The organism is Pseudomonas sp. 25 R 14 (genome assembly GCF_900004755.1).
Lineage (GTDB): Bacteria > Pseudomonadota > Gammaproteobacteria > Pseudomonadales > Pseudomonadaceae > Aquipseudomonas > Aquipseudomonas brenneri.
Genome location: NZ_CVTS01000038.1, coordinates 273328 through 288759 on the forward strand (window position 1 = coordinate 273328; position 15432 = coordinate 288759).

Below are 15432 nucleotides of genomic sequence, written 5' to 3' on the forward strand. Positions count from 1 at the left end.
TCAGTCCTCCCAGATCTGTACGGTTTTCAGTACGTCACGGCGGTTGGCCTTCTTCGCCCCGAACATATTGGTGTCGGAGCTGCCACTGCAGCCGCTGCCGAAGCTGAAACCACAGCCTGAGCGCTCGGCAAACGCATCGCTCATCGCGTCTTCACGGTGGGCGCTGGGCACCACAAAACGGTCTTCGTAGTTGGCAATCGCCAGGTAGCGGTACATCTCTTCGACCTGGGTCACGCTCAGGTCCACGTCGGCCAACACTTGCAGGTCCTCGACGCCATCCACTTGCTGGGAGCGCTTGAAGGCGCGCATGGCCAACAGACGTTTAAGCGCACGCTTGACCGGTTTTTCGTCACCGGCAGTCAGCATGTTCGCCAGGTAGCGCAACGGAATCCGCAGGCTGTCGACATCCGGGATCACCCCGTTCATACCCACGGTGCCCGCAGCCGCCGCGTTCTGGATCGGCGAGAGTGGCGGCACGTACCAGACCATCGGCAAGGTGCGGTATTCCGGGTGCAGCGGCAATGCCAGCTTCCAGTCCACGGCCATTTTGTACACCGGCGAACGCTGGGCCGAGTCGATCACCGACTGCGGTACACCATCGGCCAGGGCCTGGCGAATCACCGCCGGGTCATTCGGGTCGAGGAAAATTTCCAGCTGCTTCTCGTACAGGTCATGCTCGTTGGCAGTGCTGGCCACTTCGCTGATGCGGTCGGCGTCATACAGCAGCACGCCGAGGTAGCGGATTCGCCCGACGCAGGTTTCGGCGCAGACGGTGGGCATGCCCGCTTCGATCCGTGGGTAGCAGAAGATGCACTTCTCGGATTTGCCGCTTTTCCAGTTGAAGTAGATTTTCTTGTACGGGCAGCCGCTGATGCACATGCGCCAGCCGCGGCACTTTTCCTGGTCGATCAGGACGATGCCATCCTCTTCACGCTTGTAGATCGCGCCGCTGGGGCACGACGCCGCGCACGCCGGGTTCAGGCAGTGCTCGCACAGGCGCGGCAGGTACATCATGAAGGTGTTTTCGTACTCGCCATAAATGTCGGCCTGGATCTGGTCGAAGTTCTTGTCCTTGCGGCGCTTGGCAAATTCGGTGCCAAGGATTTCTTCCCAGTTGGGGCCCCACTCGATCTTTTCCATGCGTTTGCCCGACACCACCGAGCGCGGGCGCGCAGTGGGTTGGTGCTCGCCCAGGGGCGCGGTGTGCAGGTGCTGGTAATCGAAGTCGAACGGCTCGTAGTAGTCGTCCAGGCTCGGCAGGTCGGGGTTGGCGAAGATATTCGCCAACACGCGGAACTTGCCGCCGATACGTGGGTTGATCGAGCCGTTGGCGTTACGGACCCAGCCGCCCTTCCACTTGTCCTGGTTCTCCCACTCCTTGGGGTAGCCAATGCCCGGCTTGGATTCAACGTTGTTGAACCAGGCGTATTCCATGCCTTCACGGCTGGTCCAGACGTTTTTGCAGGTGATGGAGCAGGTGTGGCAGCCGATGCATTTGTCCAGGTTCAGGACCATGCCGATTTGTGAGCGAATCTTCATCTCAGTTCTCCTCGATATCGGTCGGCAATGGACGCGGCAGATCATCACCGCTGGAACCATCGAGCCAATCGACCTTGACCATCTTGCGCACCACCACGAATTCATCGCGGTTGCAGCCGACCGTGCCGTAATAGTTGAAACCGTAGGCCTGCTGGGCATAGCCGCCGATCATGTGTGTCGGCTTGAGCACCACGCGGGTCACCGAGTTGTGGTGGCCGCCACGGGTCTTGGTGGTCTCCGAGCCGGGCACGTTCACGATGCGTTCCTGGGCGTGGTACATCATCACCATGCCTTCCTTGACCCGCTGGCTGACCACCGCACGGGCGGTCAGGGCGCCGTTGACGTTGAAGCACTCGATCCAGTCGTTGTCCTCGATCCCGGCACGCTTGGCGTCGATTTCCGAGAGCCACACAATCGGGCCGCCACGGCTCAGGGTGAGCATCAGCAGGTTGTCGCTGTAGGTGCTGTGGATCCCCCACTTCTGGTGCGGGGTGATCCAGTTCAGGACGATTTCGGTCTCGCCATTGCTGCGTTTGTCCTTCACGCCTTCGATGGTGCGGGTGTTGACCGGTGGCCGATAGCTCATCAATTGCTCGCCGAAGGCCTGCATCCACGGGTGATCCTGGTAGAACTGCTGGCGGCCGGTGATGGTGCGCCATGGGATGTTTTCATGGACGTTGGTGTAGCCGGCGTTGTAGCTCACATGCTCGTCTTCGAGGCCCGACCAGGTAGGGCTGGAGATGATCTTGCGCGGTTGTGCCTGGATATCGCGGAAGCGGATTGCTTCGTGGGCCTTGGAAATCGCCAGGTGGCTGTGGTCGATACCGGTGAACTCCGACAACGCGGCCCAGGCTTTCAGGGCGACCTTGCCGTTGGTTTCCGGGGCCAGGGACAGGATCACCTCGGCAGCGTCGATTGCCGTGTCGATTTTCGGCCGGCCATGGCTGATGCCCGCGTCGCCTTCATGGTGGTTGAGTTCACCGAGGAACTCGACCTCTTCATCAGTGTTCCAGTTGATGCCCTTGCCGCCGTTGCCGAGTTTTTCCAGCAACGGGCCGAGGGACGAGAACTTCTTGTAGATGTTCGGGTAGTCCCGTTCCACCACCGCCATGTTCGGCGCGTTCTTGCCCGGTACCGGCGCCACACCGGCGCTTTTCCAGTCGGTGCCGCCAAACGGCTGGGCCAGTTCGCCGACGCTGTCATGCATCAGCGGCACGGTGACCAGGTCTTGTTCCACACCCAAGTGGCCGACGGACATGGCCGAGAACGCCTTGGCAATGCCTTTGTAGATTTCCCAGTCCGAACGCGATTCCCACGCCGGATCGATCGCCGCCGACAGCGGGTGAATGAACGGGTGCATGTCCGAGGTGTTCATGTCGTCTTTTTCGTACCAGGTTGCGGTTGGCAACACGATGTCGGAATAGACGCAGGTGGAGGACATCCGGAAGTCCAGGGTGGTCACCAGATCCAGCTTGCCAATGGCGCCGTCTTCGGCCCATTCGGCCTCGGTCGGCTTGCATTCGCTGCTGTGACCGATGTCTTCGTTCATCACCCCGTTCTTGGTACCCAGCAGGTACTTGAGCATGTACTCGTGACCCTTGCCCGACGAACCCAGCAAGTTGGAGCGCCAGATGAACATGTTGCGCGGGAAGTTCACCGGGCTGTCCGGCTGCTCGCAGGCAAAGCGCAAGGTACCGTCCTGCCAGGACTTGACCACGTAGTCTTTCGGGTCCATGCCAGCGGCTGCGGCGTCACGGCAGATATGCAGCGGGTTGGTGTTGAGTTGTGGCGCGCTGGGCAACCAGCCGGCACGTTCGGCGCGGATGTTGTAGTCCAGGGCGTGCTCGGGGAATTGCGACTTGTCGGCCAGCGGCGAGAGGATGTCGTGCATGCTCATCTTCTCGTGGCGCCATTGCGAGCTGTGGCCGTAGAAGAAGCTGGTACCGTTCATCTGGCGTGGCGGACGGTTCCAGTCCAGGCCGAATGCCAGGGGCAACCAACCGCACTGCGGACGCAGTTTTTCCTGGCCCACGTAGTGCGCCCAACCGCCACCGGTCTGGCCGACGCAACCGCAGAGCATGAGCATATTGATCAGCCCGCGGTAGTTCATGTCCATGTGGTACCAGTGGTTCATCGCCGCACCGACGATGATCATCGAGCGACCACGGGTCTTGTCGGCGTTGTCGGCAAACTCACGGGCGATCTGGATCGCCTTCTCACGGCTGACGCCGGTGATTGCTTCCTGCCAGGCCGGCGTACCCGGCACGCTGGCGTCGTTGTAGTCCTTGGCCACGTTGCTGCCGCCCAGGCCACGGTCGATGGCGAGGTTGGCGGCAGACAGGTCGAACACCGTTGCCACTTTGGCTACGGTACCGTCGGCCAGGGTCACGCTGTGGACCGGCACCCGACGGAACTGCACGGCATCGCCAGCCACGTGCTGGAAATAGTCGTGGGCTTCACCGGCAAAGTACGGGAACGCCACTTCGGCGACGTCATCGCCGATCAGGCTCAGTTTCAGGTCGATCTCGCGACCTTCACCGCCCTCTTTGGCGAGGATGTTCCACTTGCCCTTCTCACCCCAGCGATAGCCGATGGCGCCTTGTGGCGAGACCAGTTCGCCGCTCTCGTCGAGGGCGATGGTTTTCCATTCCGGGTTGTTGTCCTGGCCGAGGTTGTCCACCAGGTCCGACGCGCGCAAAAAGCGATCGGGCTGGAAGCCTGCGCCCGGAGCAAAGCCGGTCATGGGTTTGAGCATCACCAGCACCGGCAAGTCGGTGTAGCGCTTGGCATATTCAGTGAAATACGCGCTCGGCTTATCCAGGTGAAATTCCTTGAAGATCACATGGTTGAACGCCTGGGCCAGCGCGGCGTCGGTGCCCTGCTTGGGGTTGAGCCACAGGTCGGTGAGCTTGGCCACTTCCGAATAGTCAGGAGTGATGGCCACGGTCTTGGTGCCCTTGTAGCGCACCTCGGTGAAGAAGTGTGCGTCCGGGGTACGGGTCTGCGGGACGTTGGAGCCCCAGGCAATGATGTAGTTGGAGTTGTACCAGTCGGCCGATTCCGGCACGTCGGTCTGCTCACCCCAGACCATCGGCGAGGCTGGCGGCAGGTCGCAGTACCAGTCGTAGAAGCTCAGGCACACGCCGCCGATCAGCGACAGGTAACGCGAACCTGCGGCGTAGCTGACCATGGACATGGCCGGGATCGGCGAGAAGCCGACGATGCGGTCCGGGCCATATTGCTTGATGGTGTAGACGTTGGACGCGGCGATGATCTCGTTGACTTCATCCCAGTTGGAACGGATGAAGCCGCCCATGCCGCGTTTGCTTTTATAGGAGTCGGCCTTGACCTTGTCCTCGACAATGCTCGCCCAGGCCTCGACCGGCGACAGGGTCAGGCGCGCCTCGCGCCACAGTTTGAGCAATGGCTTGCGGATCTTCGGGTACTTCAAGCGGTTGGCGCTGTAGATGTACCAGCTGTAGCTCGCGCCGCGGGGGCAGCCGCGCGGCTCATGATTGGGCAAGTCGTTGCGGGTGCGCGGGTAGTCCGTCTGCTGGGTTTCCCAGGTGATCAGGCCGTTCTTCACGTAGATCTTCCACGAGCACGAGCCGGTGCAGTTCACCCCGTGGGTGGAGCGCACGATCTTGTCGTACTGCCAGCGCGAACGGTAGACGTTTTCCCAGTCGCGGGACTCTTTGCGGGTCTCGCCGTGACCGTCAGAAAACTCGTCTTGCTTGCGATTGAAGAACCGCAGTTGATCCAGTAAATGACTCATGGTGCTTTCCTCAGAGGCTTGCTGCGGGGTTCTGTGCCCCGCCCACGCAAGGTGTGAATTGGGGTCGACTCAGCAGGGGGTCTCGGCGCCTTTGCGCGCATACCACCACCACGTCACGACGATGCAGCTCAGGTAGAAGCCGACAAACATGTAGAAAGCCAATGCCGGGCTGCCGGTGTAGGCCATGGACGAGCCAAAGGTCTTGGGAATGAAGAACGCACCGAAGGCGCCCATGGCCGAGCTGAAGCCCAGGACTGCCGCTGATTCCTTGCTGGCATCCTTGAGGGCTTGCTCACGCACGGCGATGGGTTTGCCGGCGCTGGCTTTTTCATGCTGGGTGCGGAAGATCACCGGGATCATGCGGAAGGTGGAGCCGTTGCCAATACCGGTGGTGATGAACAGCAGCATGAACATGCCGAGGAAGCCGTAGAAGCTGCCGCCCTCGCCGTTCAGTGGCAGAAAGTGCAAGACGCCAAACACCATCACGATCATCAGCACGAAGTTCCACAGGGTCACCCGCGCACCGCCCAGTTTGTCGGCCAGCCAGCCGCCCAATGGGCGTACCAGGGCGCCTACCAGTGGGCCGAGGAAGGCGAATTTCAGGGCGTTGACGTCGGGAAACGAGGTCTTGATCAGCATCGGGAAGGCGGCCGAGAAGCCAATGAAGGAACCGAAGGTCGCCAGGTACAACCAGCACATCAGCCAGTTGTGCTTGCGCTTGAAGATCACCGCCTGCTCGCTGAACGAAGCGCGGGCGCTGGACAGGTCGTTCATGCCGAACCAGGCGAACAGGGTCACGGTGATGATGAACGGTACCCAGATAAAGCCGGCGTTCTGCAGCCACAACTGGCTACCGTCTTCCAGGGTCTGCGGCTGGCCACCGAGCAGGCCGAACACGCCGAAAGTAATCACCAGCGGCACGCAGAACTGCATCACCGACACACCCAGGTTACCCAGGCCGGCGTTCAGGCCCAGGGCCGTGCCTTGTTGGGACTTGGGGTAGAAGAAGCTGATGTTGGACATGCTGGAGGCGAAGTTGCCGCCACCAAAACCGCAGAGCAGCGCGATCAATACAAACACGCTGTAGGAGGTACTCGGGTCTTGCACCGCAAACCCCATCCACAGTGATGGAATCAGCAGCGACGCGGTGCTCAGGGCGGTCCAGCGACGACCACCGAAGATTGGCACCATGAACGAATAGAACACGCGCAAGGTGGCGCCGGACAAACCGGGCAAGGCCGCCAGCCAGAACAGTTGGTCAGTGGTGAAGCTGAAGCCGATGGCATTCAGGCGCACGATCACCGTGCTCCACACCATCCATACAGCGAAGGCCAACAGCAGTGCCGGAATCGAGATCCACAGGTTACGGGTCGCGGTCTGCTTGCCGCTGGCGCCCCAGAACGCCGGGTCTTCAGGGCGCCAGTCGTGGATCACCGGGCCCGAGTTGGGCTTTTGCGCGATAGTCATGCGGATTCTCCTTGGAGAGGCTGGGCCGCCGCTTTACCGAGCAGCGGTTGCTTGCGGATTTCGCTGAAGTACATCCAGGTCAGGGATACCCAGACCACGCCGTACATCAACATGAAGCAGGAGGAGCGCACGCCGGTGAGGTCCACCAGGGCGCCGAACATGATCGGCAGCACGAAGCCACCCAGGCCGCCCGCCAGGCCGACGATGCCGGACACCGCGCCCATGTTTTGTGGGTAGTCATTGGCGATGTACTTGAACACCGAGGCCTTGCCGAAGGCGAAGGCGATGCCCATCACAAACAGCAGGATGGTGAAGACGGTGGCGTTGAGGCCGATATGCAAATCCAACGGGCCGTTGACGGTCTGCACCTGCAATTGCGTCTGCGGATAGCTGAGCAGGAACAGGCAGATCCAGCTCACCCACAGCACCCACCAGGTCACGCTTTGTGCGCCCCAGCGGTCGGACATCCAGCCGCCTACGGCGCGCAGCACCCCACCCGGCAGGGAAAAGCAGGCGGCCAGCAGCGCGGCGCTTTGCAAGCTGAAGCCGTATTCCTGCACGTAGTACTTGGTCGCCCACAGCGCCAGGGCCACGTAGCCACCGAAGACAATCGAGTAGTACTGGCAGTAGCGCCACACGGCCGGGTCCTTGAGGCACAGCAACTGCTCGCGCAAGGTGGCGCCGCCGGCGCTGCGGTGGGCCTTGTTTTCGCTGGTCAGGAACCAGAACAGCAGCGCGGTGATGAACAGGATCGCGCTGAACACCTTGGGCACCAAGTGCCAGGTGCCCAGGGCAATCAAGGCCGGCGCGAGGAACTTGGTGACTGCCGCCCCCGCGTTACCGGCGCCGAACACGCCCATGGCAAAGCCCTGGTTGTCCTTGTCGAACCATTTGGCGACATAGGCGATGCCCACCGAGAACGAGCCGCCGGCCAGGCCGACAAACAGCCCCAGCACCAGGAACTGCCAGAAGGCGGTGGCGTAGGTGATCAGGTACAGCGGCAGCACGCAGGTGAGCATCAGCACAAAGAACACGATGCGCCCGCCGAAGCGGTCGGTCAGCAGGCCCAGGGGCAGGCGTACCAGAGAGCCAGTCAGCACCGGGGTGGCAGCCAGCAGGCCGAATTGGGTTTCGTTGAGTTGCAGCAGCTCTTTGATCGGCACGCCGAGCACGGCGAACATCATCCAGACCATAAAGCACACGGTGAAGGCCAGCGTACTCATGCCCAGCACCAGGCCTTGTCTTACACGGGGTTGAGTCACGTTTTGCGCTCCCAGAAATGAATCCATGAGCGCAGGTTAGGGGCGACGTCCTCGCAGAACTTGACCCAGATCAACGTCCACCTGGGGGGTATTGGCCTATGCTTGGCCCATCTACCTCTAAGGAGGTAGGTCAAATAACAAGAGAAAGTCTTTATTTATCAATGGATTGATCTCTTGTGCCGGCTTTTTCCCGTGGGAGGGTGCGCCGGCAACTCTTTAGAGGTAGTGCGCCAGGGAATGCAGAATTCAATACTGTTTCCTATGCCAGGTGCCGCCATGCTGCTGTCCTTACCCCTTCGATTACGCCGTGATGTTTAACTGGCTGCGCAGCTCCCTGCCCGCGCGGGCCGGTGTCGCGGTGATCCTGATTGCGATCCTGGCCCTGGCCAGCTCCCTGAGCGCCGGTTTGATTGCCTGGTTCAGCCAGGGCGACGGCGCGGCCATCAACACCGCAGGCTCGGTGCGCATGGAGACCTACCACCTCAGTTGGAAGCTCGCCGACCATGCCCCGATTGATGAAATCCAGGCCATCACCCAAAGCCTGCAACGGCGCCTGGATAGCCAGTCGTTGAAAGCCGTGCTCGAAGACGGCCCGCACAGCGCCCTGCAACAGAGCTATCGGCAGATCCAGCAACACTGGAACCAGGACCTGCTCCCCGCCATCGAACGTGGCGACGGCACCTTCTTCCGTGAACGCGCGCCAGCCTTTGTCGAGCAACTCAACCAGTTCGTCAGCCTGTTGCAGCAACAGAGCGAGCACAAACAAGGCTGGCAACAGTTGATCCAGGGCCTGGCGCTGTTCAGTACGCTGATCATCCTGTTGATTGGGCTCTATGAGTTGCAGTACGGCGTGGTCACGCCGCTGAAGGAACTGGTGGACGCCACCCGGCGCTTTCGCGATGGCGACTACACGGCGCGGGTCAACCACCGCTCCCAAGACGAGTTGGGGCAACTGGCCCTGAGCTTCAACACCCTGGCCGAAACCATCGAACAGTCCCACCACACCCTGGAAAGCCAGGTGCAGCACAAGACTCTCAACCTGCAACAGGCCAACGCCGCCCTGGAATTGCTCTATGAGAGCAGCCGTAGCCTGGCCTCGCGCCTGGCCAATGCCGAAGGCCTTGACGAGCTGATACGCCGCTTCCAGAACCGCCTGCCGGGCCTGCGCCTGTCACTGTGCCTGCAAGGGCACTTCCTCGCCCCGGCGCAACAGATGCTCGCGCTGCATGGCGAAAACAGCCGTAACGTCTGCGCCATCGGTGATTGTGCGACCTGCGAGCGCCATCACGTCGCCCCGCCACAGGTGTTCAGCATCAGTAACCAGGGCGCGGAACTGGGCGAACTCAAGGCGCATTTTGTCGACGGCCATGCCCCCCAGGACTGGGAACAGCAGTTGATCCAGGCCCTGGCCAACCTGATCGGCACCTCGCTTTCACTCAAGCGCCAGCGTGAGCAGGACCACCGCCTGCTGCTGCTGGACGAACGCACCATCATCGCCCGCGAGCTGCATGACTCCCTGGCCCAGGCCTTGTCCTATATGAAGCTGCAAGTCAGCCGCATGCAGACCCTGCTGCGCCGCGACGAGCCCAAGGCCACCCTGGAAACCGTCACCGGCGAACTGCGCGAAGGCTTGAACAACGCCTACCGGCAATTGCGCGAGTTGCTCACCACGTTCCGCCTGCAAATCCACGACGCAGGGCTGGTACAGGAACTCAAGGACACGGCCGAGGAGTTCTCCCGGCGTGGCGAGTTCCAGGTGCATTTGCATGTAGATGCGCTGGCCTTTCAGCTGTCGGCCAGTGAGCAGATCCACCTGCTGCAAGTCACCCGTGAAGCGCTGTCCAACTGCCTGCGCCACGCCCATGCGCAGAATGCCTGGCTGCAACTGCGCCAACACGGCGAAACCGTGAGCCTGAGCATTGAAGATGACGGCCGCGGCTTCAGCGAGCCGGTGGACCAACGCGAACACCACGGCCTGACGATCATGGACGAACGCGCCCGCAGCCTGCACGGCCAGCTCGAAATCTCTTCCCGCGAGCCCCAGGGCACGCGGGTGCACTTGCTGTTTCGCCCGGAATTCCTCGGGCACTCTTTACCAGAAGGTAGCTTGTCATGAACACCTCACTGCGCCACGGCATCCTGCTCGTCGACGACCACCCGATGATGCGCCACGGCATGCGCCAGATGCTTGAACTGGAAGACGACCTGCACGTCGTGGGCGAAGCGGGCAATGGTGAGGAAGCGCTGGGCTTGATCGAATCGCTGCAACCGGACCTGGTGCTGCTGGACAACAACATGCCGCAGATGAACGGCCTGGAAACCCTGCGCCGCCTGCGAGCGATGCAATACGCCGGCAAGGTATTACTGTTTACCGTGTCCGATGCCGAAGACGACATCCGCGATGCCCTGCGCCTGGATGCCAATGGTTATCTGCTCAAGGACATGGAGCCTGAGTTGTTGATCCAGTACATCCGCGATGCACTGCACGGTGCGCTGGTGATCAGCCCCGGCCTGACGCGCGTACTGGCCCAGGCACTGCGCTCGCCCCAGCCCCATGCGGCGGTGGAATTGACCGAGCGCGAGCGACAGGTGTTGAAGACCATTGCGGGTGGCTACAGCAACAAAGTGATCGGGCACAAGCTGGGGATTACCGAGGGCACGGTGAAGGTGCATGTGAAGAACCTGCTGCACAAGCTGGGCTTGCGCTCGCGGGTGGAAGCCGCGGTATGGGCGATGGAGCACTTGCGCCAGGCTGGGTAGGGTTTGATTGTGTGTATTGCCTGTGGGAGTTTGGCTTGCCTGCGATGGCCATGGGTATCTACACAAGCTTCTTGGTATGTGTACATATCCGTTGCTGCGGTCATGGCGGCTATGGGTTCCGCCCTTACGGCGGCTCACTTTTGAAGAGCGCAAAAGTAAGCAAAACGCTCTTGCCCCACCACTCGGCACCTCGCCTAGGCTCGGTGTGCCCGTCATCCGACATTGATTTGGGGGGCCGCCGCGATGGGCCATCCATGGCCCAGCGCGGCTAAACCGGCGTCCTGCCGGTTTACCCCCCAAATCAATATCGGATGACGGCCAGCGTGGTTTAACGGGGCGCCTAAGATCAAAATCACAAGCAAAGCGAGGCGGCCTGATAGCCGACCTGATCGTCGAAGCGTGCGCGTACCCCTGTGAGAGCTGGCTTGCCTGCGAAAGCGGTGGTTCAGTCATTGTCTTGGGTGGCTGGTCTCCGGCTATCGCAGGCAAGCCAGCTCCCACATTTGATTGTCGGTGTGACGCAAATTTGTGCCCGGCAAAGATCCCCTGTAGGAGCTGGCTTGCCTGCGATGGTCGTTAACGATGACGTTGGGTATCTGACACCCCGAGGTGTTCTTACTGGCGTGATCGCAGTTCAAGCCAGCTCCTACAGGGGAATGCAGCTGCGCGCTCTGGCGTTGCTGTTGCTCTGCTTTTGATCTTGGGCGCCCCGTTAAACCACGCTGGCCGTAATCCCAATTACCGTACTTTCACCGTCAACGCCCCCACACTCGCCAAAACAATAACCGTCCCCACGATCACCATCACCGAAGGCCGCTGCGCCAATAAAACCCAGGCCAAGACCATTGCAACCGGCGGTATGAGATAAAGCGAAATCGCTGCCCGACTGACTGTACTGTGTGTCAGCACATACGCCCAGGCCAGGTATGCCAGCGCACTGGGAAAGATGCCCAGCACCAGTACTGCCAGGTTCACCGACACCGGAGCCTGGGCCAATTCCTCCGGTAATCCGGGCAGATACACCAGCAGCAACGCCGTACCTGACCATAGGGTGAAGCACACCATCGTCAGCCCGTCATAACGCTGGGCATATCGCTTTTGCAGGGCGAAATACAGGCTCCAGGATGCCGCTGCCAGCAGGATCAACAAGCCGTGCCCATCCAGCTCGCCAAAACCGCGATCCCCAACCGCTACTACCCCCGCACCGAGCAGGCCACCGAGCACACAGCCCCATTGCCAGGTGCTGATCCGCTCCCTGAACACCGTGCTGGCAAGCAACGCGCTGAACAAAGGCGTAGATTGCGCCAGCACACTCGCCGCCCCGGCACTCACACCGCGCTGGCCGTAGTTGAGGGCGATGTGGTGCAGTGTCACCGCAAACAGCCCCAGCACGGTAAACATAGGGAAATCCCGGACCCGAGGCCGTGAAACACCCTTGAACCCAGCCACCCCGGCCATAAAAATCGAAGCAATCACAAACCGCAGTAATGCCAGGTTATCGGGAGCATAAGCCTGCAAGGCGATATGGATGCCGACAGGCGAATACGCCCAGCAGAGGATGACGAAACCGGTTGCCAGGACAACTTTTGCGCGGGACATGAGGGTTCTCAAGAACGTGGCAGCACACAGGCACTGCCTGGCAAAAGTATGAGAAAACCCAAGCCCTGAAAAAAGTGACTTAAACTGAGCCCACCCTTCACTCCAGGTGAATCATGGAACTGTCCCAGCTGCGCATGTTCAAGACGGTCTACGAGTTGGGCAGCATTGCCCGTGCTGCCGAACAGTTGCATTGCGTACCGTCCAATATCACAGCAAGGCTCAAGTCCCTGGAGCAAGAACTCGGTATCGCATTGTTTGTTCGAGAAGGCCGGGGCCTGAGGGTCAGCCCCGCCGGCGAAGTGTTTATCGAATACGCGACGAAAATTCTCGACCTGACCGAAGCCTCCCGGCGTGCCGTCGCACCCGGTGGCGCGCCCCATGGGCGTTTGCGTATCGGTGCTATCGAGTCGAGTGCAACCGGGCGCTTGCCGCAGTTGCTGGCGCGCTATCACGCGCTATATCCCCAGGTATCATTGGAGTTAAGCACCGGCACCTGGTCGCAGTTGCTCGATGATATCCAGCATCATCGGCTTGACGCGGCGATTGTCGCCGTGGATGTGCAACGCCCAGGGCTGGAAAGCACGCTGCTGTATAGCGAAGACCTGGTGCTGATCGCCCCCAAGTCCCTGGGGCCGGTGCGCAGCGTGACGGACCTGCAGGACCTGACCCTGTTTATGTGGCCGACAGGCTGCCCATATCGCCTGGCCCTGGAGCAATGGTTGTCACGTCACGACCAGGCCGCGTCAATCATCAGCATCGCCAGCTACGGCACGATTATCGGCTGCGTCAGCGCCGGCAACGGCGCCGCGCTGGTCCCGCGTGGGATCTACGAGCAATATCGTCAGGGCGCCAACTGGCAAGGCCACGAGTTCGCGGAACTGACGCGCATCGACAACCTGTTTTACTGGCATGCCAACGCAGGCTGCCATCCGGCGCGGGACGCATTTTCGGCACTGCTGCAGGGCCACTGCCTCCACGGGGTTACCTCCAACGAGGCATAGGCCCCACCGGCCTCACGCTCTACCATGGACGGGAGCGGAGGTACGCCATGCTGACCCATCCATCCATCGTTTTAACCCTGCGCCGACATCATCTGTTCAGCCCGTTGCCGGAGAAGATTTTCCAGGATGTCTGCACCCTGGCCAATCTCAAGCGCCTGCCCGGGCACGCGACCTTGATGCATCAGGGCGATCCTGCCGATCGGTTTTTCCTGCTGGTCAGTGGCCAGGTCAAGTTGCACCGGGTCACCGGCGAAGGCCAGGAGCACCTGGTGGAAGTCATCCGCCCCGGCCAGACCTTTGCCGAAGCCCTGCTGTTCAGCCAGGCCAAGGCGTATCCGGTGAGTGCCACGGCGCTCAAGGACAGCGTGCTGGTGAGCATCGAGGGGCATCACTACCGCAAGGCCCTGGAGGACCAGCCGCAGATCTGCCTGGCGATCCTCGGCACCATGAGCCTGCACTTGCATCAACGCCTCAAGGACATCGACACCCTGACCCTGGCCAATGCCAGCCGCCGGGTCATCAACTTTCTGATCCAGGAGCGCGATGCCGTCAGCGGCGACGTGGTGCTGCAGGTGCCCAAGCGTCTGGTGGCGTCAAAACTGGGGATTCAGCCGGAGACGTTTTCGCGGATCCTGCACCGGTTGGTGGACGCCGGCTTGATCGAGGTACAACGGCGTACGATCCGGATTCTGTGCGAGGAGCAATTGATGACCTATCAGGCCGGCTGACTTAGAATCGACGCCATTCCTCGCCCGCCTTCCTGACACGAGCGCCCCCATGAGCTTTGATTTCGACACGATCCACCCTCGACTCGGCACCGGCAGTACCAAGTGGAGCCGCTACCCCGAAGACGTCTTGCCGATGTGGATTGCCGACATGGATATCGCCGCCCCGCCGGCGATCCTCAAGGCCCTGCACGCGCGCCTGGACCAGCAGATGCTTGGCTACAGCGTCGCCCGCCCGCAAGTGCGCGAGGCGATCATCCGCGACCTGTGGGACAAGTACGCCTGGCGCGTGCAGCCCGATGAATTGCTGTTCCTGCCGGGCGTCGAACCGGGCTTCAACATGGCCTTGCACGCCTTTGTGCAACCGGGCCAGCCGGTGGTCTTGCAAACCCCCAACTACGCACCGCTGCGCCATGCGGCGGGCAACTGGAACCTGCCGAAGATCGAAGTGCCGTTTGAACTGAGCGCCCACGGCGAATATCTCACCCCCCTGCCCGCTTTGCGCCAGGCCTTGCAGGGCGCCGGCGCACTGCTGTTGAGCAACCCCCACAACCCGCTGGGCAAGGTATTCGCCCGCGAAGAGTTGCTGGCCGTGGCCAACCCGTGCCTGGATACGGGTGCGCTGATCATCTCCGATGAAATCCATGCCGAGCTGTGCTTTGACGGGCGCCGGCATATCCCCACCGCCTCGCTGAGTGCAGAAATCGCCCGGCGCACCATTACCCTGATGTCCGCCAGCAAGGCCTACAACGTCGCCGGCCTGAAGACCTGCTTTGCAATTGTCCAGGACCCGCTCATCCGCGAGCGCTTCAACAAGGCGCGCTGCGGCATGGTCGACAGCGTCAGCCCCTTGGGCCTGGAAGCCACCTGGGCGGCGTATAGCCAATGTGGTGAATGGTTGGAAGCGTTGGTCACGTACCTGCAAGGCAACCGCGACTACCTGCTGGACGCGGTGCAAAAACGCCTGCCCGGCATGGTCATGCATGCCCCTCAAGGCACCTACCTGGCATGGCTCGATTGCAGCGCCCTGGGCCTGGATGATCCGCAGCGGTTCTTCCTGGAGCAGGCCAAGGTCGGGTTAAGTGCCGGCATTGAATTTGGCGATGACAGCCAACAGTTCGTCCGCTTGAACTTCGGCTGCCCGCGGGCATTGCTGGAAGAAGGTATTTCACGCCTGGAGCGCAGCCTGAATAACCGCTGAACACTTTGTAGGAGCTGGCTTGCCAGCGAAAATCGTCAACGATGACGCGGATTATCTGATACCCCGCAGCGTTCTCAGGTTTTTCGCCGGCAAGCCGGCTCCT

10 protein-coding genes are annotated in these 15432 nt (G+C 61.3%); 5 read left to right on the forward strand and 5 right to left on the reverse strand.

Annotated elements, in window-relative coordinates; genetic code table 11:
- The 4 genes from narH to BFQ03_RS11115 all read right to left on the reverse strand — a co-directional run bounded on the left by narH (window position 1) and on the right by BFQ03_RS11115 (window position 8043).
- Complete coding sequence (gene narH, locus BFQ03_RS11100) at window positions 1-1539, reverse strand: nitrate reductase subunit beta (RefSeq protein WP_032861258.1); 1539 nt, start codon at window positions 1537-1539, stop codon at window positions 1-3.
- Between the two features lies 1 nt (window position 1540).
- Window positions 1541-5314: a nitrate reductase subunit alpha gene (locus BFQ03_RS11105; RefSeq protein ID WP_065943087.1), complete on the reverse strand. Its 3774-nt coding sequence runs from the start codon at window positions 5312-5314 to the stop codon at window positions 1541-1543.
- 69 nt (window positions 5315-5383) lie between these two features.
- On the reverse strand, window positions 5384-6781 hold the full coding sequence (locus tag BFQ03_RS11110) for a NarK family nitrate/nitrite MFS transporter (RefSeq protein ID WP_065943088.1): 1398 nt from the start codon (window positions 6779-6781) through the stop codon (window positions 5384-5386).
- Window positions 6778-8043 (reverse strand): MFS transporter, encoded by a 1266-nt coding sequence (locus BFQ03_RS11115; RefSeq protein ID WP_082445629.1) that lies wholly within the window; start codon window positions 8041-8043, stop codon window positions 6778-6780. The genes BFQ03_RS11110 and BFQ03_RS11115 overlap by 4 nt, the downstream gene beginning before the upstream one ends.
- 310 nt (window positions 8044-8353) lie before the next feature.
- Here BFQ03_RS11115 and BFQ03_RS11120 point away from each other — a divergent pair, with 310 nt between their 5' ends.
- Window positions 8354-10159, forward strand: coding sequence for a HAMP domain-containing protein (locus BFQ03_RS11120; RefSeq protein ID WP_032861266.1), 1806 nt, complete (start codon window positions 8354-8356; stop codon window positions 10157-10159).
- Entirely contained in the window at window positions 10156-10803 is a 648-nt protein-coding gene (narL, locus tag BFQ03_RS11125) for a two-component system response regulator NarL (protein ID WP_032861267.1), read from the forward strand. Before BFQ03_RS11120 ends, narL begins: the two co-directional genes overlap by 4 nt.
- A gap of 738 nt (window positions 10804-11541) precedes the next feature.
- Here narL and BFQ03_RS11130 read toward each other — a convergent pair.
- Window positions 11542-12402 (reverse strand): DMT family transporter, encoded by an 861-nt coding sequence (locus BFQ03_RS11130; RefSeq protein WP_050593390.1) that lies wholly within the window; start codon window positions 12400-12402, stop codon window positions 11542-11544.
- Window positions 12403-12515: 113 nt separating this feature from the next.
- Here BFQ03_RS11130 and BFQ03_RS11135 point away from each other — a divergent pair, with 113 nt between their 5' ends.
- The 3 genes from BFQ03_RS11135 to BFQ03_RS11145 are packed head-to-tail and all read left to right on the forward strand — an operon-like array spanning window position 12516 to window position 15329.
- The gene (locus BFQ03_RS11135) at window positions 12516-13403 is read left to right on the forward strand and encodes a LysR family transcriptional regulator (protein WP_065943089.1); all 888 of its coding nucleotides are present in this window, start codon (window positions 12516-12518) and stop codon (window positions 13401-13403) included.
- Window positions 13404-13450: 47 nt separating this feature from the next.
- Window positions 13451-14131 (forward strand): Crp/Fnr family transcriptional regulator, encoded by a 681-nt coding sequence (locus BFQ03_RS11140; protein ID WP_065943090.1) that lies wholly within the window; start codon window positions 13451-13453, stop codon window positions 14129-14131.
- A 49-nt stretch (window positions 14132-14180) separates the two neighbouring features.
- Window positions 14181-15329 carry a MalY/PatB family protein gene (locus BFQ03_RS11145; RefSeq protein ID WP_065943091.1) on the forward strand — a complete coding sequence of 383 codons (1149 nt, stop codon included), beginning with the start codon at window positions 14181-14183 and terminating at the stop codon, window positions 15327-15329.
- The last annotated feature ends 103 nt before the right edge of the window (window positions 15330-15432 follow it).